General features: G+C 63.0%; 33 protein-coding genes and 1 pseudogene. 30 read left to right on the top strand and 4 right to left on the bottom strand.

Annotated elements, in window-relative coordinates; genetic code table 11:
* Positions 1-133 precede the first annotated feature (133 nt).
* Together Q9R39_RS21330 and Q9R39_RS21325 are read left to right on the top strand one after the other, a co-directional pair.
* A complete protein-coding gene (locus Q9R39_RS21330; protein WP_311278201.1) occupies positions 134-328 on the top strand; it encodes a hypothetical protein in 195 nt (64 codons plus the stop codon).
* Entirely contained in the window at positions 328-1,560 is a 1,233-nt protein-coding gene (locus Q9R39_RS21325) for a site-specific integrase (protein WP_311278200.1), read from the top strand. The genes Q9R39_RS21330 and Q9R39_RS21325 overlap by 1 nt, the downstream gene beginning before the upstream one ends.
* Here the strand turns inward: Q9R39_RS21325 and Q9R39_RS21320 are convergent.
* The 4 genes from Q9R39_RS21320 to Q9R39_RS21305 all read right to left on the bottom strand — a co-directional run bounded on the left by Q9R39_RS21320 (position 1,487) and on the right by Q9R39_RS21305 (position 3,591).
* The gene (locus tag Q9R39_RS21320) at positions 1,487-1,705 is read right to left on the bottom strand and encodes a DUF3263 domain-containing protein (protein ID WP_311278202.1); all 219 of its coding nucleotides are present in this window, start codon (positions 1,703-1,705) and stop codon (positions 1,487-1,489) included. The two genes, Q9R39_RS21325 and Q9R39_RS21320, sit on opposite strands and share 74 nt — an antisense overlap.
* A 17-nt stretch (positions 1,706-1,722) precedes the next feature.
* Complete coding sequence (locus Q9R39_RS21315; protein WP_311278199.1) at positions 1,723-2,145, bottom strand: ImmA/IrrE family metallo-endopeptidase; 423 nt, start codon at positions 2,143-2,145, stop codon at positions 1,723-1,725.
* Positions 2,146-2,194: 49 nt separating this feature from the next.
* Complete coding sequence (locus Q9R39_RS21310; RefSeq protein WP_311278198.1) at positions 2,195-2,497, bottom strand: hypothetical protein; 303 nt, start codon at positions 2,495-2,497, stop codon at positions 2,195-2,197.
* A 308-nt stretch (positions 2,498-2,805) separates the two neighbouring features.
* A complete protein-coding gene (locus Q9R39_RS21305; RefSeq protein WP_311278197.1) occupies positions 2,806-3,591 on the bottom strand; it encodes a helix-turn-helix transcriptional regulator in 786 nt (261 codons plus the stop codon).
* Between the two features lie 245 nt (positions 3,592-3,836).
* Here Q9R39_RS21305 and Q9R39_RS21300 point away from each other — a divergent pair, with 245 nt between their 5' ends.
* The 28 genes and pseudogenes from Q9R39_RS21300 (at position 3,837) to Q9R39_RS21170 (ending at position 16,452) form a co-directional block, all read left to right on the top strand.
* A complete protein-coding gene (locus Q9R39_RS21300; protein ID WP_311278196.1) occupies positions 3,837-4,514 on the top strand; it encodes a phage antirepressor N-terminal domain-containing protein in 678 nt (225 codons plus the stop codon).
* Positions 4,515-4,517: 3 nt separating this feature from the next.
* On the top strand, positions 4,518-4,760 hold the full coding sequence (locus Q9R39_RS21295; protein WP_311278195.1) for a helix-turn-helix transcriptional regulator: 243 nt from the start codon (positions 4,518-4,520) through the stop codon (positions 4,758-4,760).
* Positions 4,757-5,077, top strand: a complete 321-nt coding sequence (locus Q9R39_RS21290) for a hypothetical protein (protein ID WP_311278194.1) — start codon at positions 4,757-4,759, stop codon at positions 5,075-5,077. The genes Q9R39_RS21295 and Q9R39_RS21290 overlap by 4 nt, the downstream gene beginning before the upstream one ends.
* A gap of 61 nt (positions 5,078-5,138) precedes the next feature.
* The gene (locus Q9R39_RS21285) at positions 5,139-6,020 is read left to right on the top strand and encodes a BRO family protein (protein WP_311278193.1); all 882 of its coding nucleotides are present in this window, start codon (positions 5,139-5,141) and stop codon (positions 6,018-6,020) included.
* The gene (locus tag Q9R39_RS21280; protein ID WP_311278192.1) at positions 6,017-6,238 is read left to right on the top strand and encodes a helix-turn-helix domain-containing protein; all 222 of its coding nucleotides are present in this window, start codon (positions 6,017-6,019) and stop codon (positions 6,236-6,238) included. The genes Q9R39_RS21285 and Q9R39_RS21280 overlap by 4 nt, the downstream gene beginning before the upstream one ends.
* Positions 6,235-6,384 carry a hypothetical protein gene (locus Q9R39_RS21275; RefSeq protein WP_175401109.1) on the top strand — a complete coding sequence of 50 codons (150 nt, stop codon included), beginning with the start codon at positions 6,235-6,237 and terminating at the stop codon, positions 6,382-6,384. The genes Q9R39_RS21280 and Q9R39_RS21275 overlap by 4 nt, the downstream gene beginning before the upstream one ends.
* A complete protein-coding gene (locus Q9R39_RS21270) occupies positions 6,381-6,632 on the top strand; it encodes a hypothetical protein (protein WP_311278191.1) in 252 nt (83 codons plus the stop codon). Before Q9R39_RS21275 ends, Q9R39_RS21270 begins: the two co-directional genes overlap by 4 nt.
* Positions 6,629-6,844, top strand: coding sequence for a hypothetical protein (locus Q9R39_RS21265; RefSeq protein ID WP_311278190.1), 216 nt, complete (start codon positions 6,629-6,631; stop codon positions 6,842-6,844). The genes Q9R39_RS21270 and Q9R39_RS21265 overlap by 4 nt, the downstream gene beginning before the upstream one ends.
* Before the next feature lie 187 nt (positions 6,845-7,031).
* Complete coding sequence (locus Q9R39_RS21260) at positions 7,032-7,322, top strand: hypothetical protein (RefSeq protein ID WP_311278189.1); 291 nt, start codon at positions 7,032-7,034, stop codon at positions 7,320-7,322.
* Complete coding sequence (locus Q9R39_RS24790) at positions 7,319-7,999, top strand: NUMOD4 motif-containing HNH endonuclease (RefSeq protein WP_396275717.1); 681 nt, start codon at positions 7,319-7,321, stop codon at positions 7,997-7,999. The genes Q9R39_RS21260 and Q9R39_RS24790 overlap by 4 nt, the downstream gene beginning before the upstream one ends.
* Positions 7,996-8,256, top strand: coding sequence for a WhiB family transcriptional regulator (locus Q9R39_RS21255; RefSeq protein ID WP_311278188.1), 261 nt, complete (start codon positions 7,996-7,998; stop codon positions 8,254-8,256). The genes Q9R39_RS24790 and Q9R39_RS21255 overlap by 4 nt, the downstream gene beginning before the upstream one ends.
* Complete coding sequence (locus Q9R39_RS21250; RefSeq protein ID WP_311278187.1) at positions 8,253-8,639, top strand: hypothetical protein; 387 nt, start codon at positions 8,253-8,255, stop codon at positions 8,637-8,639. Before Q9R39_RS21255 ends, Q9R39_RS21250 begins: the two co-directional genes overlap by 4 nt.
* A complete protein-coding gene (locus tag Q9R39_RS21245; protein ID WP_311278186.1) occupies positions 8,636-8,824 on the top strand; it encodes a hypothetical protein in 189 nt (62 codons plus the stop codon). The genes Q9R39_RS21250 and Q9R39_RS21245 overlap by 4 nt, the downstream gene beginning before the upstream one ends.
* Positions 8,821-9,639 carry a YqaJ viral recombinase family protein gene (locus tag Q9R39_RS21240; RefSeq protein ID WP_311278185.1) on the top strand — a complete coding sequence of 273 codons (819 nt, stop codon included), beginning with the start codon at positions 8,821-8,823 and terminating at the stop codon, positions 9,637-9,639. The genes Q9R39_RS21245 and Q9R39_RS21240 overlap by 4 nt, the downstream gene beginning before the upstream one ends.
* The gene (locus tag Q9R39_RS21235) at positions 9,636-10,115 is read left to right on the top strand and encodes an HNH endonuclease signature motif containing protein (RefSeq protein ID WP_311278184.1); all 480 of its coding nucleotides are present in this window, start codon (positions 9,636-9,638) and stop codon (positions 10,113-10,115) included. The genes Q9R39_RS21240 and Q9R39_RS21235 overlap by 4 nt, the downstream gene beginning before the upstream one ends.
* Before the next feature lie 2 nt (positions 10,116-10,117).
* On the top strand, positions 10,118-10,675 hold the full coding sequence (locus Q9R39_RS21230; protein WP_311278183.1) for a hypothetical protein: 558 nt from the start codon (positions 10,118-10,120) through the stop codon (positions 10,673-10,675).
* Positions 10,672-11,007, top strand: a complete 336-nt coding sequence (locus Q9R39_RS21225) for a YegP family protein (RefSeq protein ID WP_311278182.1) — start codon at positions 10,672-10,674, stop codon at positions 11,005-11,007. Before Q9R39_RS21230 ends, Q9R39_RS21225 begins: the two co-directional genes overlap by 4 nt.
* Positions 11,007-11,537, top strand: a pseudogene (locus Q9R39_RS21220) (DNA cytosine methyltransferase); the annotation flags it as partial. The gene Q9R39_RS21225 and the pseudogene Q9R39_RS21220, both read left to right, overlap by 1 nt.
* 612 nt (positions 11,538-12,149) lie before the next feature.
* A complete protein-coding gene (locus tag Q9R39_RS21215) occupies positions 12,150-12,302 on the top strand; it encodes a hypothetical protein (protein ID WP_311278203.1) in 153 nt (50 codons plus the stop codon).
* Positions 12,299-12,439, top strand: a complete 141-nt coding sequence (locus Q9R39_RS21210) for a hypothetical protein (protein ID WP_311278181.1) — start codon at positions 12,299-12,301, stop codon at positions 12,437-12,439. The genes Q9R39_RS21215 and Q9R39_RS21210 overlap by 4 nt, the downstream gene beginning before the upstream one ends.
* Positions 12,440-12,807: 368 nt before the next feature.
* On the top strand, positions 12,808-13,419 hold the full coding sequence (locus Q9R39_RS21205; protein ID WP_311278180.1) for an HNH endonuclease signature motif containing protein: 612 nt from the start codon (positions 12,808-12,810) through the stop codon (positions 13,417-13,419).
* Positions 13,416-13,766, top strand: coding sequence for a hypothetical protein (locus tag Q9R39_RS21200; RefSeq protein WP_311278179.1), 351 nt, complete (start codon positions 13,416-13,418; stop codon positions 13,764-13,766). Before Q9R39_RS21205 ends, Q9R39_RS21200 begins: the two co-directional genes overlap by 4 nt.
* Positions 13,767-13,884: 118 nt before the next feature.
* The gene (locus Q9R39_RS21195; protein ID WP_311278178.1) at positions 13,885-14,304 is read left to right on the top strand and encodes a hypothetical protein; all 420 of its coding nucleotides are present in this window, start codon (positions 13,885-13,887) and stop codon (positions 14,302-14,304) included.
* Positions 14,301-14,510: a hypothetical protein gene (locus Q9R39_RS21190; protein WP_311278177.1), complete on the top strand. Its 210-nt coding sequence runs from the start codon at positions 14,301-14,303 to the stop codon at positions 14,508-14,510. The genes Q9R39_RS21195 and Q9R39_RS21190 overlap by 4 nt, the downstream gene beginning before the upstream one ends.
* A 121-nt stretch (positions 14,511-14,631) precedes the next feature.
* Positions 14,632-14,901: a hypothetical protein gene (locus Q9R39_RS21185; RefSeq protein ID WP_311278176.1), complete on the top strand. Its 270-nt coding sequence runs from the start codon at positions 14,632-14,634 to the stop codon at positions 14,899-14,901.
* A gap of 249 nt (positions 14,902-15,150) precedes the next feature.
* On the top strand, positions 15,151-15,318 hold the full coding sequence (locus tag Q9R39_RS21180) for a hypothetical protein (protein ID WP_311278175.1): 168 nt from the start codon (positions 15,151-15,153) through the stop codon (positions 15,316-15,318).
* Entirely contained in the window at positions 15,311-16,096 is a 786-nt protein-coding gene (locus Q9R39_RS21175) for a helix-turn-helix domain-containing protein (RefSeq protein ID WP_311278174.1), read from the top strand. Before Q9R39_RS21180 ends, Q9R39_RS21175 begins: the two co-directional genes overlap by 8 nt.
* Positions 16,093-16,452: a hypothetical protein gene (locus Q9R39_RS21170; RefSeq protein ID WP_311278173.1), complete on the top strand. Its 360-nt coding sequence runs from the start codon at positions 16,093-16,095 to the stop codon at positions 16,450-16,452. The genes Q9R39_RS21175 and Q9R39_RS21170 overlap by 4 nt, the downstream gene beginning before the upstream one ends.
* Positions 16,453-16,657 lie beyond the last annotated feature (205 nt).

Raw genomic sequence — 16,657 nt, 5'->3', positions numbered from 1 at the left:
TGTTTAGGGGTATGCTGACGGTGCGGTTCCTGTCAAGGCCAGCCCAATAACCGCAGGTGACTGAGTTTTTCGCATTAATGTCTAGACAGGGGATAGACTCAGCTAAACGTAAGTACAAACGTAAGTGGGAGCTATGGCAGAGTTCAGCGTCGGAGATCGGGTACGTGTACTGCCCGGCAACATCTTTCGCCTCGGCGAAGACGGTGCCGCGGGGAAGGTCATGGAGTGGTCCCCCGAACGCAACGAGGGGACCGTGAAACTCACCCACGGCCCGGTGGTTGGTGTGTGGTGGGGATTCTGCGCCGAGGAGCTGGAGCACCTGGACTGATGCCCCCAAAGAAGCGCCGCAGGGCCAAAGGTGAAGGCGGACTGTACCAACGGGCCGACGGCATGTGGATGGCCCAAGTTCTGCTGCCCGACGGCACCTACTACCAACGTGGCCGGAAGAAATACGCCGACGCCGTCACCGAGCTCGCGAACATGCGCAAAGACCTCGCCAACGGCATCCTCCCCAACGCCGGCCAGATCACCGTCGAGAAGTGGCTCGCCTACTGGCTCGACACGATCGCCGCCCCACGGCTGAAACCCCGCACCCTGGCGACCTACCGCTCCACCATCAAGCACCAACTGATCCCGCACCTCGGGTCGAAGAAACTCGGCAAGCTCACCCCCACCGACATCCGTCGCATGGTCACTCAGGTGACCGACAAGCATTCGACCCGCACCGCCCAAGCCGCCTACTCGGTGCTGGCAAAAGCGTTGGGGGATGCGGTGAAAGACGGGAAGATCAGCACCAATCCATGTGACCGCATGGACCGACCACAAGCCCGCTCGGAGGAACGCCAACCCCTCACCGTCGACCAGGCCCGCGCCCTACTCCTCCACGTCGCCGGCCAGGATGCGCACGCCGCCGCACGCTGGTCCCTCGCACTCCTCACCGGGGCACGCCAGGCCGAAGCGTTGGGTCTCACCTGGGACCGCGTCGACCTCCAGCTCGGCGTCATCGACATCTCCTGGCAGCTCGCCCGCCTCAAGCTGAAGAAGGGTCCACGCCCCGACACCGACGTGTACCCGCGGGAAGCGTTCGACGTACCCGCCACGTTCACCTTCGTCCCGGTGCATTGGACCGCCTGCCTCGTCCCCACCAAGACAGCCGGGTCCCGCCGGCTCGTCCCCCTGTTGCCGCCTGTGGTCGCGGCCCTCACAGCACTCTGGGAGCAACGAGGGCGCCCCGCGACCGGGTTGGTGTTCACCCGCACCGATGGTGCCGCTGTCCTACCTCGCGACGACACCGACGCCTGGAAACACGTGTGCGTGGCTGCGGGGGTCGTGGCGACCGCGCAGGACGCCCCGGATCAACACGCCGCCCGCCACACCGTCGCCACCCTGCTCCAGGAGGCTGGTGTGGAGGAGGCCACCCGCATGGCCATCCTGGGCCACACCACCACTACGTCACACCGGCAGTACGCGCACACATCCACCGACCTCACCAGGGCCGCGCTCGGGCGGCTCGAGAAACTACTCGCTCTTCCCGTAGACGCCGCAACCGATTCACCGTGACCGGCGCGTAGGCCAAGCCCTCCTCAGTGTCACACAACTGACCGACCAGCTGCCAAAAACGGGTGGGGCTGATGCCGAACTCGTCCCGCACCGTCTGCTCGAGGTTGCCGGCATAGTTCCAGCGCTCGCCCGCGACGTCGAGCATGCGTCTTTCCTCTTCGGTCATGCGATCCGCCAATCCTCGGGACATAGATGTGTAATCTGCGCGCGCTCCTCATCGGTAACGTGCGCCAGCCGCAGACGGAACGTGTAGTCGTCCACCCACAGCTTGTGCGCCATGCAGTGATAGTCCGGCTCCGAGATCACCGCGTCGGCGAGATCTTCGATCGTGATGAGCCGGCGCGCGGCCACCAGGTGCACCTGTCGCTCGAGCTTCTGCAAATGCCACCGCGAACAGGCCACACCCTCATCTCCGCGCTCGTAGTGCACGATCTCGTGCGCCAACGTGGCCCTACGTTCACGCTGGGAGAGTCCCTGCCGGATCTGCACGAGACCGGCCGAGTACGTGCCTCGAGCCCGCAGATTCGGCACGAGCTCGATGGTCAGGTCAAGGTCTCGGGCGTGACGCCAAGGGTGGTACCGCATGCAAGTGAAGCTAGGTCACACCACCGACAACCCTTGTGGCAGCGATGAATTACGCTGGTGTGAGTTCCCCGTCGGCGGTGGGCTGAAGGGTGATCTTCTCCCAGCCTGGCGTTGGCCCCCCTGACGCATGAACTGCCGTACGGGCTGCAGCCAAGCCGCGGGCGAAAGCCTTCTCGTCCGACTCGTCCTCTAGCGACAGATGGATCGTCATCGTCCGTAGAGCGAAGTTCAAGCTGACGTCGCCGTCGATGCCGTCTTGAATGTCGGCAGTAGCTTCGGCGAGGGCGTCCAGCAGGGTGTCCAGAGTCTCGAACGTGGTGTCCTCAGGGAACACGAGGTCCAGTTCGATCATGTAGTGACTCAACTACGACTCCTCCTTCCAGCACGGTTGCCGCTCGAACCACTTTCGAGTGTTCGTCAGGTACATACTGCCCGACGGACTTAAGTGGATGGTCTTTAGGTGTTGATCGGCACACGGGCAATACGCCTTGAAGTACTGCTTCCCCTTCATTATGCGCCAACTATGGGCCTCGACGTCGCAAAGCAGTGCTTCCAGCTCCTTGTCCGGGTGTTTTGGCCGCACCTCGGGAACCTTCTTCTCCCCTGGTTTCTTCCCGGCTTCCCCCCTATCAGCGGAGGCTTTCGACTTACTCGACTTGCTCACGCCCCACCCTCCGGGCCTTCAGGATCGGGCTGGTCCGGTTCATCGAACTGCTCGTAGTCAGTCGGGGCGTCATCGGCCTCAAACGCCGCAGCATCACGTTCGACGATGGGGTTGGTAGTGAAGTCGCGGCCACGCCTGCGCCGCCGATCAAGCTCGTCGTCTTGATCTGTCTCGATCAAGCCTTCGACGTTGTTATCCCCGTTGCGGGCGCCACCCGCGCGAGAGTTCTCGTGCGGGTCCGCTTCGCCCTCGCTGCCCGTAGTCGACGGTTCCTGCGTGAGGTCATCAGGTTCTCCTTGAGTTCGTGCCGCAAGGGCGGGTTGGATACGAAGTTCGTTGCTGGGGGATAGGACGAGGTTGGCCGTCACCTGATCACCGACTCTGGAGATGGACACCCCAGGGCTGTGGGGCGCTTCCCCGATCCAGACGGCTGCACCGTGGGTGAGTGCGTCGATGAACGCAGACTGCGCTTCGGCCGTGGCGATCCGCCGGCGCATCTCCTCTATGAGGTCATCGACAGCAAGGTCACCCGTGCTCATCGCCACCTCAACGACCTCGCCCACCTCTTGGGAGTCGAGGTAGCCGGCGGCGATTAGTGCTTCAACTGGCGGCCGGTTGTAAGCCCTCGCAAATCGGACCAAAGCGTCCGCGTCTGGACGATTCTTCCCAGACTTCCACCGCGATACCTGAGGTTCGGAGACCTCAGCCGCTTCCGCGATGATCCGCCCGGTTTCGGTGCCAGCTATGCGCTTGAAGTAGCTCCACCAAGTCGGCTCTGTCATGCGGGGAACTGTACTGCGCTGACGCAAGCCCTAGCGGCCCAGGAATGAGGTTGCGGTCGCGCAAACAGCGAGTTCAGCGAATTACACGCTGCGCATTTCGCAGCTCAGACGGCAAAAGCGGTTGCGCAAGAGCCCTGTTATCAAATCGTTACAAGTCATACTTGCGCTCACGTAACTACGTACGTACAGTTCAGTACGTTCCCGCAAGACATCAGGTCAGGCGGCAGAATTAGAGAGGAGGGGAGATGGATTACTCAGGTGCTCTCGTCCCGATTCAGTTCCACGGAGACACGATCTACGCCATCGCGGTCAACGATCGGCCGCACGTGATCCTCAAGCCCGCATTCGAAGCCATCGGGGTCGACGCCAAGACTCAGATCGACAAGCTCCAGGCGCAGCCCTGGGCAACTACGGCCGTAACGCCCGTAGTTGCCGCCGACGGCAAAGTGCGCAACATGATCACCGCGGATCTGCGGTCGTTCCTCATGGCACTCGCCACCATCCCCGCGAGCCGCGTCGCCGAACACGTCCGACCCAAGCTGATCGACTACCAGCGCGAAGTGGCCGACGTCATCGAAGCCCACTTCACCGGAGCACGACACCACCAGACCGTCCCCAACACCGTCACCTGGGACGAACTCGCTGCACTCATGCGGCAGCGCTACGGCATCGACCTCGACGTCCCCGACATCACCCGCGCACTCCGCGACGGCGGGGTCCTCAAGCAGACCAACGCGCCTCGCAAAGCATTCCGAAGCTGGTTCTGGTTCACCGGGTCCTCGTGGACCATCCACCCCCACCTGCTCCCCGAGATCACCCGCAAGGTCGTTGAGACCCGCAAGGTACTTGGCGACGCAGCTGCCATCCAGATGGAACTGGCGATGGACAACGACATCTACCGCGACACGATTCAGGGGCGGTGAGCGGTGTTGGCCACTCTGAAACTCAACCCCACTGGTCTTGCCAAGATCCGACGTCTGACCGGCACCAGCCTGGACCGAGAGTTCGCCGAGAAGATTCACGTCGACCCCGGCACCGTCTCCCGCGTCCTCACCGGCAAGGCAGCACCCGGCCCCAAGTTCATCGCAGGATGCATCGAAGCCTTCGGCGGCGACTGCTTCACCGACCTGTTCGACGTTGTGCCCACCGACGAGGACACGGCCGCATGACCTCGGCGGTGTGGCGTCCGAACCGTCGCGAGTCGTACCCAGTGTTGGGCATCGAACGCTACTGCGGTGAGTACGCAGACGCGGTGGTTGATCTGCCCGCCACTGGCCCGCAACTGATCACGGTCCCTGTCGAGGACATTCGGGTCAGCCCCACCCGGTCGATCGTCCGTTCGTTGACGTCGACCTTCCATGACCACTCGCGCATCGATCGCTGTCGGTGTGCGGGTTCGCGCGGCAGGGGTTTCTCACAGGCCCAGGCGGTCGCGCAGACCGGGGTGGAGAGCGCCGCCCCGGTCACCAACTTCCCGCACGAGTGAAAACGGCCACCTCGGTGCGCGAACACCGGGTGGCCCAGAACATCTAACAAAGGAGAAGTTCGTGCCCCACAATATCACCCCGCACGACGGCGACGGTTCGCCGTTCGATGCCATCAGAAGAGTCACCCCGGAGGGCCGCGAGTACTGGTCCGCCCGCGACCTCATGCCCATGCTCGGCTACGACGAGTGGCGCAAGTTCGACGGCGCCATCGACCGCGCCCGCATCTCCGCCAGCAACGCCGGCTACATCGTCTCCGACCACTTTGTCGGCGCCGCCAAAGTTGCAGCTAGTGGACCCGCCGCCAAGGACCACCATCTGTCGCGGTACGCCTGCTACCTCATCGCCCTCAACGGCGACCCCCGCAAACCCGAGATCGCCTCCGCGCAAAACTACTTCGTCATCAAGACCCGCGAAGCCGAGACCGCAACTCACACACTGGGCGACCCGCTCGACGAGTTGGAGCTCGCCAACAATCGCGTCGCGAAGGCTGTCGAGATCGCCCGCGGGGAACGCATCCGCGCAGAGAAGGCCGAACGGAAACTCGCTGTCGAAGAGAAGCACCGCAAAGCCATCGAGGGCGGCGACGGGATCGACCCCACCACGTTCGGCAAGAAGTACTTCTCCGACGTCCGCAAGACCGACTTCGACGCCCACCTGTACGACCACGGCTACCTCATCAACCAACGCAACACCCGCGTCCGCCCGGATGGGGAGGTGCGCGACGGCTACGACCACCGCAAGCCGACAGCGAAGGGCCGCAGGTACTTCTACCCGCACGACAACGGCAACCACGGCGGCAGAAGACGGTTCACCCCGCGTGTGAGACCGCAGATGGAGATCGCACTGCGTGACGCTCTCGCCGCTGAGGGGTTGCCGGTCAACGAGCACAGCACGGGTTTGGTGCTGCTCACATCCGACGACATGAAGGAGCTGGGCGCATGACTGACGAGGATTTGAGACCGGCCGGGCATCCGCTGCAATACCCGTTGAAAGAGGCGGCGGCAATGTTGCGGGTGTCTGAGAAGACGTTGCGCCGCGAGTACAAGGCGGGTCGTATCTTGTTCCGCCAGTACGGGGGCCGCTACTTCGTTGATCACGAAGAACTGTTGCGGTGGCGGAATGAGTTGCCGCAGCCGGCTCCGGGCGAGTTGGCGTCATGACCTATTTCGATGTGGTGTTGACGGCTGGCGGCCTGGGTGGTTTGGCGGTGCTGTGTCTGATCGCGTTTCTGTTGCCGGGTGATTCGGGCGAGTTGGACGACCAGGATGTGGAGTTCACGCGGATCGTGCGGGGTGAGATCCGGTGAGTCACATGTTGTTGTGTGAGGCGCCGGCCATTCAGGTCGACACCTGCCACGGACCCACCTACCTGTCGATTGGCACCAACACCCACGGCCATCTGCGGGTGGTTGTGGTTGGGCCGGGGGATGAACGCACCGATCTGCATTTGACCGCCGACCAGGCACGCATGCTGGCGATGGGGTTGGACGACCAAGCACGCCGCATCGAAAAACACCACCGCCCAGCACTGTTCGAGAACAAGGCGGCGTCATGAGCAGGGCTAGCTACCGGGCATCCCGAATCGAAGAGGGCATGTGGGAGGTCTCCACGCCACACGGCCGGTGGTGGACCGTCGCCAAGATCGAGTCCAAATCCATGCAGGGGTGGTACATCACCAACGAGTCGGGGCGGACGGTCAAGTCCGATGGCGCGCTGGGCCGGCTGCTCATCGCTGCCGTGGAACGCAAGATCGGCGGACAGTCATGAGCGGGTCGTTTCATGCCGTGTACGCCGGCCGATGCGCCCGCTGCACTCACCTGTGGGATGTGGACGACGAGATCGCCTACGTCCGTGAATGCCTGCTACATCCGCCCGAGTCGCGTCGGTCGATGACGTCGACCCAGTTGGGTCGGACTGTGACGGTGTGTGTTCGGTGCGCTCGGGAGGTGTCGCGGTGACTGCCATCCATCCGGACGCCCTCCTCGCCGCGATGCCCAACCTCGACGCCCAGGTGGCATGCGAATACGACGACGACTGCGAGCACCCGGCGACTTGGCGTGTACGAGCACACGGTCGACGCCGGGAAACCGACCCGTTGTGCGGCGACCACCTACTGCTGATCTGCGACCCGCACCTCGCTGAGATGCGCGCGGAAGCCGAGGACGGATTGCCCTACGAGTGCGCCGACTGCGGTCTCGTCGCCGTCCACGTCTCTGACGTCGTCCAGTCGGTGGTGGCGCTATGACCAGCCACCCCAACCACATTCCCCCGAAAGGTTCATTGATGACTAGTGAAAAATGGCTCCCCATCGGTGGATATGAGGGTCTATACGAAGTGAGCGACACAGGACGAGTCCGCAGTCTCGACCGGACCATCGTTCGCTGTGACGGAATCACAATGCGACTCCGCGGCCAGGTTCTCGCCTGCTACAAGTCGCGGCACTATCTGAAGGTTGAGCTCTGCAAACGCGGAGTGCAGCGGACTGGCCTTATCCACCAACTGGTCTGCGCTGCATTTCATGGACCACGGCCAGAGGGCAACGTCGTCCGCCACTTGAACGGCGACTATCTGGACAATCGCGCCGAGAACCTCGCATGGGGAACGTACGCCGAGAACACCCAGGACATGATCGCCCATGGGAACGCGTACTGGTCGAATCAAACCCACTGCATCCGAGGCCACGAGTTCACGCCAGAGAACACACGAACTGGCGGCGGGCGGCGAACATGCCGAGCCTGCGAGCGGATACGAAGTGTCGCTAAGAACAGACAGCGCGACGAGTTGCGAAGAAGCTCCCAGCCCAGCAAGTCATGCCGGGTGTGTTCAGCACAGTTCAAGAGCCACCCGAGGTCGGTCTATTGCTCGCCTGACTGCAAACGCGTCTCGCGCACCGTCGCCTTCAAGGCGGGTGTTCCCGCATGAGCAACAACCAGTTCAAGACGTGGATCAGAGACAACACCGAACCATGGCACTGGAACGCTCTGTGCGCCAGCGTAGGTGGTGACTTCTGGCATCCCGAGAAGGGTGAATCGGCGGAGCCGGCGCGCCTGATCTGCAACCGATGCCCAGTGAAGGACCAGTGCTTGCAGTGGGCGTTGGACAACTACGAGAAAGACGGCATCTACGGCGGAGTTACCGCGAAGGAACGCCACCGCATGGTCAAGGAGCGTGCGGCATGAACATCGACGACTACAACGCCGAGTGGGAACGCCTCACCGCCAAAGGGCTCACCCCTGAGGAGATCACTCTTCGCCTCCACCAAGAGAAGGCAGTTTGCGACGCGGCCAAGAAGGCCCGCGAATCCTCGCATCCCACAGCACAACCCGGCACCATCATCCCCCTCCCGAAGCAATCCCACCAAGCCGTCGGGCAAGCAATGCGGGACGTCATGACACTCGCCTGCGACATCCGCGACGCAGACCCCGCCGAATCCTGGGCGCTCATCGAAACCTGGACCCCGACTCGAATCGTGTCCGCGCTCGTCGTCGCAGCCGCCGGCATCAACCCCGACACCCACACAGAAGAAGACCTGTGGGGATGGGCGAGAGGACTCGCATCATGATCGGCCACCTGGAAACCGACAGCGAACGCTACTGGCGCACACCGACCGCAACCCCCGACCCTGACCCGCTCGTGCAGGTGTACGTCACCACGCCGACCGCCGAGGACCCGTGGGGGACCGTCGAAACTGTTCCCCTCTCGCAGTCCATCAACCGCATCCGAGTCGGACAGGAGCTCGACCGATGACCCTCACCATCCACGAGAAGATTGAGCAGCGTTCGGAGGAGTGGTTTGAGCAGCGCCGCGGGATTGTGACCGCGAGTGTTGTCGGCCAACTCGTCACCTGCCGCAGATTGTCGGCGATCGACTTCGACTGTCCGAAGTGTGAGGCGCCGGCGGGCGACCAGTGCTGGAACGTGAAACGCACCGGCACCATCAAGACGATGCACCCCGAGCGTGCAGAAGCAGCACGCCGCAACAGTTCGGCACCCATCCTCGAGGTGGCGAGCAACGACGATTCTCGCAGCCTCACAGCGCTGTTGGTGTCGGAGCGCATCACTGGCTGGTCGTACCCGACGTACGTGTCCGACGACATGTACCGGGGCATCGAGATGGAGCCGATCGCCCGCAGCCTGTACGCCGCCGAGAACAAGGTCGCGGTGTCTGAGGTGGGGTTCATGGTCCGCACCCTCGGTGGCGCGAAGCTTGGGTACAGCCCCGATGGGCTGGTCGGGGAAGAGGGACTTTTGGAAGTGAAGTGTCCACGCCCGAAGTCGCACATGAACACCATCATCGCGAACGCGGTGCCGCCGGAGCACATGCCGCAGTTGCAGGCCGGGCTACTCGTGTCCGGGCGCAAGTGGATCGATTTTGTCAGCTTCTGCGCCGGCATGCCGCTGTTCATCCGCCGCGTGCATCCGAGCGTCGAATGGCAGCGCGTGATTGTTGAGGCGGTCCGCAGATTCGAGGACAACGCAATGGAATTGGCGCGCATTTACCACGAGAACGCCGCCGAACTGGCGGCCACCGAACGCATCATCGAGCAGGAGATCATCGTATGAGTCTCCCACTCGGACAGCCGAAGCGGCCAGCAATTGATCGGTGGAGCGAGAAGGTCGCAGCGGGCGAGAACGGCTGCATCGTCTGGACTGGCGGACTCAACGGTGCCGGCTACGGACAGTTCTACATCGGACGGACATCGCTCGACCAGACCGGCAAGGGGTACGCGCACCGGTGGGCGTATATGCACTTCATCGGACCGATACCCGAGGGTATGCACCTCGACCACCTTTGCCGGAATCGTCGGTGCGTCAATCCGTACCACCTGGAGCCCGTCACGCCTCGCGAGAACATTCTGCGCGGCCTCAGCCCATCTGCAGACCACTCCGTGAAGACCGAATGCCCGGCCGGCCATGAGTATGTCGGCGACAACCTCTACATCCACCCTCGGAAGGGCTACCGAGTGTGCCGAACCTGTGGACGCAACCGCGCCCGCGAACGATACCGCCGGATCGCCAACGCGAAAAAGGGAGCGTAACAATGGACCTCACCGACACAATTGTCCCTCGCAGTGACCAAATCAACAGTGAAGACCTCCTGACCGGCCCGCGCGTGGTCACCGTCACGGACGTTCGCCGCGGCACCGCAGAGCAGCCCGTCGAGATTGTGACCGCCGAGTTCGGTCCGGGCCGACCGTTCAAGCCGTCGAAGACTGTTCGTCGAATCCTGGTTGCGGCGTGGGGGAAGGAGGCGTCGGCGTACACGGGTCGGCGGATGATGTTGTACCGCGATCCGGAGGTGCGGTTCGGAGGCTCAGCTGTCGGGGGGATACGCGTCAGTGCTCTGTCGGATATCGACAAGCCGCTGTCGATCTCGCTCACCGTCACCCGCGGCAAGAGAGCCCCGTACGTGGTGGAGCCGCTGAAGGTGTCGTTTAAGCCGATCCCGGAGTCGTTTGTGGCGAAGGTGAAGGCGGGTGGGTTGAGTTCGGAGGATCAAGCGAAAGCCGTTGAGTGGCTGGATGAGAAGTCGGCGGGCTGTGATCCGGCTGAGGTTGCGGAGTTGCGGGCACTGCTCGAGGACGGGGGCGAGTCGTGATTGATCTCAACTCCACGCCGGCCCGGTATCGCGGCACCATCGAGGTGTACGACGTGCGAAGTCTTGGTTGGCCGTACGACCCCGAGACCCCCGAGTGGCGTTGGCGGTGTAAGTCCCGCAACGGTCAGATCCTCGCCAGCGGTGAAAAGTATCGGCGGAAGGGTGGGGCTCTCAACGCCATCGACGCCACGTTCGGATCGAAGTTGACCGGCCATGGCATCGACTGGGATCGAATGACCGCTGGCCCGCCACCGCGTCGTCAGTTCGTCGTTCCGTGGAGGTTGGTCATCGTCGACCGCCACCATGACACCACCACCGGGGCGGTGTACTGATGGCCTCCTGCGCAAACTGTGGACGGCACCTCTCAGAGACCCAGTCGTCACTGAATTGCCCGTGCAGGAGGCGACTCCGCACCGGATCACTCTTCAGCGGCTACGGCGGCCTAGATCTGGCTGTGAACGCCTTCTACGGCGCCGACACCGCTTGGCACGTCGAATACGAGGCCGCACCGTCGAAGATCCTCGCCCACCACTGGCCGGACGTGCCGAACCACGGCGACGTCACCCAAATCGACTGGAACGCTGTCGAACCCGTCGACATCCTCACCGGCGGCTACCCCTGCCAACCCTTCTCCGCTGCCGGCAGAAGACAAGGAACCAACGATGAACGCCACCTCTGGCCATACGTCCGCGACGCAATTCGCCACCTACGACCACGACTCACAGTCCTGGAAAACGTGGCCGGACATCGGTCTCTGGGGTTCGATCGAGTACTCGGCGACCTGGCCGAAGACGGGCTTGATGCGCAGTGGGTCAGCGTACGAGCTTCCGACATTGGCGCCTGTCACCGCAGAGAAAGGCTCTTCATCCTCGTCGCTCCTGCCGACTCCGGTCGTGACGGATGCGAAGGGTGCCCGGAATGCGACTGCGTGCCGTTCTGGCCACACCGGTACGGCACACCACTCGGGAACCACACTGACAGACGCGATCACGCTGCTGCCTACGCCCAGGGCTTCGGATGGGACGAAGGGTGGGCCGAATCAGCGGGGCTCGTCGGGGGACATGATGCTGCCCTCGGCGGTGTGTCACCTGACGGACTGAATCTCCTCCCGACTCCTGTTGCTTCTGATTGGAAGCGCAACGCCGAACCGTCCGAGCTGGAACGCAAGTCGCCGAGCCTCGGCGCGATCAAGGCGCTACTCCCCACACCGAAGGCATCAGACGGCGAGTTCGGCACACCGCGGACGAGTGGACGGCCACCCGAGAAGGCAACTCATCTCGGCACCCGCGTGGCCCTACTCCCGACCCCACGCGCAACAGACGGAGGCGGTCCGGGTCGAACCGCTGTGACGAACTGGGGACCCTACGACGCTGCAATTCACGCAGCCGAGTTAGCTTGCGGCCGTCCCGCACCTATTCCGACGGAGCCGAACACGAAAGGCAATCCACGTCTCTCGGCCGCGTTCGCGGAGTGGATGATGATGCTCCCCGCCGGCTGGGTCACCGACCCCGCAACCGGCCTATCTCGGAACGACCAACTCAAGGCCATTGGCAACGGCGTGTGCCCACCCCAGGCATACCGTGCTCTGGAGCTGTTGCACCACATCGCATTCCTGGCGGCGTCGTGACCCGCCTCTACGTGTGGTGGCTCGACAACAACATGTGGCGGCACACCGTATGCCACAACCCGACTACCGCCAACCTGCTGGACCGCATGTTGCAGGCAGCGGGCCACGAAACCCAAATCATCGAAGGAACACCATGAGCGACAAACACATTCTGCCTGAGCAATGGTCCGACCAGCGTGTCCACATCCTCGACGGCCACTCCTGCTGGTGTGGGCCGTGGGTGCGGACCGACGTTGACGAAGGCGTCCGGACTGTCCGCCATGTGGCCGAGGATGACGATGCGCTTCGGGGTGGTGGTCGGGGTGAGTAGCGATCCCGCCGAGGAAGCCGCCAAACGAGCATGTGAACCTCACGGAGTATCCCCCTACGTCGGCCCAGGGCGATACGCGATGCGTGGTGCCCGTGAAGCCCTCGAACCTCTGAAGCAGCTGCACCGGAAAGTCACCAAAGATGTGTGGTGGCACCGAGACCCCGGTTCTCCTACGACGTACGCAGCTTGCTCAGGATGTCCGGTCGACGTTCATTGGCCCTGCGCCACCGCCAAACTCGTTTACCCCGCCGAGGAGCTGACATGACGACAGTCGAACAACTCGCACAGTGGAGCGAACGGAGTCGGGCCAAGTTCTGGTCGCGTGTCGAGAAGTCGGATGGCTGCTGGCTGTGGCGTGGGAGTTCAACGATCTGGGGGTACGGGCAGTTCAATCACAGTCATCCAGGGCTAACGAAGCGCGCGCACAAGTTGTCCTGGGAGTCTTCCAACGGTCCAGTTCCCGATGGGCTAGTGCTTGACCATCTATGCCGCAACCGAATGTGCGTCCGCCCGGACCACCTAGAGCCCGTCACCAACCGTGAGAACGTCCTCCGGGGCGTCGGCATTACAGCACAGAATGCGCGCAGGGAGTTATGCGTGAACGGGCACCAACTTGACGATCGGCGGCTCTGCTCAACCTGCCAGAAGCGCAAGTACGACAGGCAGTTGGCGCGGAACAAAGAGCTTCGGGCTGCCACCCTCTGTGGGCACCTCACCCGAGCGGGCCACCCCTGCACGCGTCGTGTGTCGCTGGGAAAGCGGTGCCCGCTACATGATTCATGGAACACGAAGGGAACGCTTCGATGACCGCCCTCAACCTCGAACAGATCATCGCCGAGTTCATCGCCAGCCAAGCGGGCATCTCGGTCGAGGAAGCCATGCCGCAAGCCCGCGACCTGGTTGCCGCTATCCGTGACAGCGGCTACACCGTCATCGCACTACCCGAACCCCATGGGCGTTGGGCAGAAGGCCCCGAATGGGTACAGGGCGCAAACCTTGCCGATCGAAGCGGATGGGTGGCATGGACCGCCGAGGACGCTGGGATGGTGATGCTGCAACGCGTCGAACCCGGAGAACTCACACCCGCCGATGCCGCCGATCTCGGTGCCGCTCTCATCGCCGCCGCACAACACGCCACAGGAGACACGCAATGACCCGCTGCGACCAAGAAGAGTGCCCGATGTGGGATGGCGACGGATGCCCCTGCGCCACCTTCGGTCTCGACCGAGACAACCTGCCCACCGATGGGACCTTTCATGTGGAGGTGCCCGAATGACTGACGATGTGCGGGCCGACGCCCGCCGACTCCTGCAAGGCATCACCGAAGGTCCGTGGGCATGGCACCAGTACGGCGACCAGTACGAAGTGTTCACCCAGGACCCGAACACCGAACCCGGCGATGTAGCCGACAACGTGCAAATCCTCGCCGACGCCGAGTTCATCGCTGCATCACCGACTCTCGTCGCAGGACTCCTCGCCGAACTCGACCGGATGAAGGGTTACCTCGACACCGAGATCGTGATGCGCGACGAGGCAGAAGACGCTCTCCGTCACTACGAGGTCCAGCGTGACGCCGCCAATGCCACCCTCGCCCGCATTCAGGCTGTCGCCGCCGACGTCGACCAGGACGGCGGACACAGCGGACCATCCCTCGCCCGCCACATCCTCAACATCATCGGCGGTGACGCATGAGCGACTTCAGCATCACATCCGAAGATGCCCGCCACATCGCCACTGCACTCGACCACATCGTCAAGGCGCAAGAAGCGTTGGCCGAGATCGAATCAGGGTTCCAGTTCCCGATCCGCGTGTGGTCCGAGATCGTCGGCATGGATGGGCACATCGAGTACCTCGACAGTGGTGCGATCGTCTTCCGGCCGGGGGAGGCGAAGTCGTGATTGCCGCCGTCATCCTCTGCACCCTCCTCACCCTCGCCGGCGTGTGCGTCTGGCGATGGCAGGCACGCATGAACGCCCGCGAATGTGAGCACAACGCCCACACGGGAAAGGGGTACCCGACATGACTGATCTGATGCAGATCGTCGAGTTCGGCCACCAGACCGGGACTGACCCCATCCGCTGGGACGGCCACACCAGCCAATACCTCGTGCCCGCCACAAACCGGCGACGCATCCTCGACCGCGAACACGGCAACGGTGTCACACCCGGCAAGGATGGCTGGCTCACCTTCGGCCGCGACCTCGGACTGCTCTACAACATCCGCATCTGGCACTGGACCCGCATCCGCTGGGAGACGGTGCCGCATTTGGAAACCCAGGAGTTGACGTGACCACATGCTTACTCCGGGTGGCGCTCACCCCAACCATGTGGGTGGTCGGGCGGCTACTCCGACACTGGACACCGCTGCCGTACCCGTACCCGGAACCCGTTGCGGCACAACCAGAAAACAGCAGCACAAGGGGTAGAATGAGGGCGACCCCGACGGGTGCTGACACACCCAGCCGGGGCCTAACCACCCACCTTGAATAGGAAGGGGATGGCTTTGAGTCATTCTAACGCTCGAACAACTGTTCAGATCATGGACGAGTACGCCGCGCTGCGTCGTCTGGCCTACGAGAACCACGAGACGACCGGGTGCGCAAACCTGCTCGCCGAGGTGCTGGCCCTCGCAGTGGAAGCGCCAGACAACCCGCTCGCGCAGAGCATCATCGCCCTCATTGTCCCCGACGAAACATCCAATGGGTGACGGGGGATTCGTGCGCCTGCCATACGAACTCATCGACAGCGGTCGCCTCACCAACTCGGAGATGTGCGTGTACATCTCCTTGCTTCGGCATCGCGACCACCACACGGGGCGGTGTTGGCCGTCGTACGCCACCATCGCGCAGGAGGCGAGAGTGACCAGACGCACCGCGATCAGCGTCATCAAGAGACTCGAAGAGGTTGGGATCATCCGCATTTTCGCCGAGCACAACAAGCCGAATGTGTACGAAGTTGCCTTGTTCGATGGGTTCCCGACCGACCCTGAGGGTGGTGAAACTATTGCACCAGGTAGTGAAATGGTTTCACCCCGTAGTGAAATGATTTCACCAGAGGGGTGCAATGGTTTCACCTCAGGTGGTGAAAAAGAGCACCACGAACAAGAACCACTAAACAAGAACCAAGAACTAGCTCCATCGAACGAGAAACACGAACGAGCTCTAAGGTCCGACGACACGTCGGACGAGCACAATTTCTCATTCGACACCGAACCCGAGAAACCGATCAGCCCCAAGCAGTTCACCTACATGACGGATCTCTACATCCACATCATGGGTTCCACCCCGCCAGCCGCTCAGGCAGCGCAGTGGCGGGAATTCACCCAGGCGCAGGCAGACGCTCATATCAAGGCATGGAACCAGCGGGTTCCTCGCGGCGACGAATACGCCGGCCCGGAGTACGGCGAGGACGCCTACAACCGACTGTCCGCGAACGGCCAAGACGCAGCCGACAGAGGACTTATCCCGGACTGGAGGTCAGCATGACCATCGTCATCGAGCTTCCGTATCAGCGCCCACCACTCACCCCGAACCAGCGACTGCACTGGTCGGTCAGAGCCCGCCTGACACGTGAAATCAGGGAAACGGCGGGCATGTGTGCGAGAAGCGCAAAACTGCCCTCCCTGGGCCGCTCAGAGGTCACCACGGTGTGGTTCGTGCCCGACAGGCGACGCCGAGACGCCGGTTCGCTCTCCCTCACCACCAAAGCAGCTCTAGACGGGTTGGTGGATGCGGGGGTGTGGCCAGACGACAACACCACCTGGGTCGCTCAAGAGTCGTATCGCATCGAGATGGATAAATCCCGGCCCCGCATTGAGATCCACATCCAGGAGGCCCAGTGAGTGAGTTAGAGCAGATGCAGCAGCAGATCGATCGGCAGTCCGTTGCGCTGCGCCGGATCGGACGCCTCGTCGGGGTTTGTGACACCGAGGGTGTCGGAACGATCGTCGCCGCTGTAGAGCGGCTAGTTGCTGATCGGGGGGAGGCTCTGTGACCGGCCAGCTCGTGTTTCCGACCTCCCCACCCACCTACTGCTGGATTTGCCGA

It is taken from the genome of Gordonia sp. AC31 (assembly GCF_031844505.1).
GTDB lineage: Bacteria > Actinomycetota > Actinomycetes > Mycobacteriales > Mycobacteriaceae > Gordonia > Gordonia hongkongensis.
This window is presented reverse-complemented; position numbering and strand designations above follow the sequence as displayed.

Coding starts and splice junctions, on each gene's coding strand:
- Q9R39_RS21280 (WP_311278192.1), top strand. CDS start 6,017: ATGACTGACGAGGATTTGAGACCGGCCGGGCATCCGCTGCAATACCCG.
- Q9R39_RS21245 (WP_311278186.1), top strand. CDS start 8,636: ATGATCGGCCACCTGGAAACCGACAGCGAACGCTACTGGCGCACACCG.
- Q9R39_RS21320 (WP_311278202.1), bottom strand. CDS start 1,705: ATGCTCGACGTCGCGGGCGAGCGCTGGAACTATGCCGGCAACCTCGAG.
- Q9R39_RS21200 (WP_311278179.1), top strand. CDS start 13,416: ATGACCGCCCTCAACCTCGAACAGATCATCGCCGAGTTCATCGCCAGC.
- Q9R39_RS21215 (WP_311278203.1), top strand. CDS start 12,150: ATGATGATGCTCCCCGCCGGCTGGGTCACCGACCCCGCAACCGGCCTA.
- Q9R39_RS21300 (WP_311278196.1), top strand. CDS start 3,837: ATGGATTACTCAGGTGCTCTCGTCCCGATTCAGTTCCACGGAGACACG.
- Q9R39_RS21330 (WP_311278201.1), top strand. CDS start 134: ATGGCAGAGTTCAGCGTCGGAGATCGGGTACGTGTACTGCCCGGCAAC.
- Q9R39_RS21235 (WP_311278184.1), top strand. CDS start 9,636: ATGAGTCTCCCACTCGGACAGCCGAAGCGGCCAGCAATTGATCGGTGG.
- Q9R39_RS21195 (WP_311278178.1), top strand. CDS start 13,885: ATGACTGACGATGTGCGGGCCGACGCCCGCCGACTCCTGCAAGGCATC.
- Q9R39_RS21255 (WP_311278188.1), top strand. CDS start 7,996: ATGAGCAACAACCAGTTCAAGACGTGGATCAGAGACAACACCGAACCA.
- Q9R39_RS21315 (WP_311278199.1), bottom strand. CDS start 2,145: ATGCGGTACCACCCTTGGCGTCACGCCCGAGACCTTGACCTGACCATC.
- Q9R39_RS21180 (WP_311278175.1), top strand. CDS start 15,151: ATGGACGAGTACGCCGCGCTGCGTCGTCTGGCCTACGAGAACCACGAG.
- Q9R39_RS21240 (WP_311278185.1), top strand. CDS start 8,821: ATGACCCTCACCATCCACGAGAAGATTGAGCAGCGTTCGGAGGAGTGG.
- Q9R39_RS21250 (WP_311278187.1), top strand. CDS start 8,253: ATGAACATCGACGACTACAACGCCGAGTGGGAACGCCTCACCGCCAAA.
- Q9R39_RS21230 (WP_311278183.1), top strand. CDS start 10,118: ATGGACCTCACCGACACAATTGTCCCTCGCAGTGACCAAATCAACAGT.
- Q9R39_RS21175 (WP_311278174.1), top strand. CDS start 15,311: ATGGGTGACGGGGGATTCGTGCGCCTGCCATACGAACTCATCGACAGC.
- Q9R39_RS21265 (WP_311278190.1), top strand. CDS start 6,629: ATGAGCAGGGCTAGCTACCGGGCATCCCGAATCGAAGAGGGCATGTGG.
- Q9R39_RS21170 (WP_311278173.1), top strand. CDS start 16,093: ATGACCATCGTCATCGAGCTTCCGTATCAGCGCCCACCACTCACCCCG.
- Q9R39_RS21310 (WP_311278198.1), bottom strand. CDS start 2,497: ATGATCGAACTGGACCTCGTGTTCCCTGAGGACACCACGTTCGAGACT.
- Q9R39_RS21325 (WP_311278200.1), top strand. CDS start 328: ATGCCCCCAAAGAAGCGCCGCAGGGCCAAAGGTGAAGGCGGACTGTAC.
- Q9R39_RS24790 (WP_396275717.1), top strand. CDS start 7,319: ATGACCAGCCACCCCAACCACATTCCCCCGAAAGGTTCATTGATGACT.
- Q9R39_RS21305 (WP_311278197.1), bottom strand. CDS start 3,591: ATGACAGAGCCGACTTGGTGGAGCTACTTCAAGCGCATAGCTGGCACC.
- Q9R39_RS21290 (WP_311278194.1), top strand. CDS start 4,757: ATGACCTCGGCGGTGTGGCGTCCGAACCGTCGCGAGTCGTACCCAGTG.
- Q9R39_RS21190 (WP_311278177.1), top strand. CDS start 14,301: ATGAGCGACTTCAGCATCACATCCGAAGATGCCCGCCACATCGCCACT.
- Q9R39_RS21185 (WP_311278176.1), top strand. CDS start 14,632: ATGACTGATCTGATGCAGATCGTCGAGTTCGGCCACCAGACCGGGACT.
- Q9R39_RS21205 (WP_311278180.1), top strand. CDS start 12,808: ATGTCCGGTCGACGTTCATTGGCCCTGCGCCACCGCCAAACTCGTTTA.
- Q9R39_RS21275 (WP_175401109.1), top strand. CDS start 6,235: ATGACCTATTTCGATGTGGTGTTGACGGCTGGCGGCCTGGGTGGTTTG.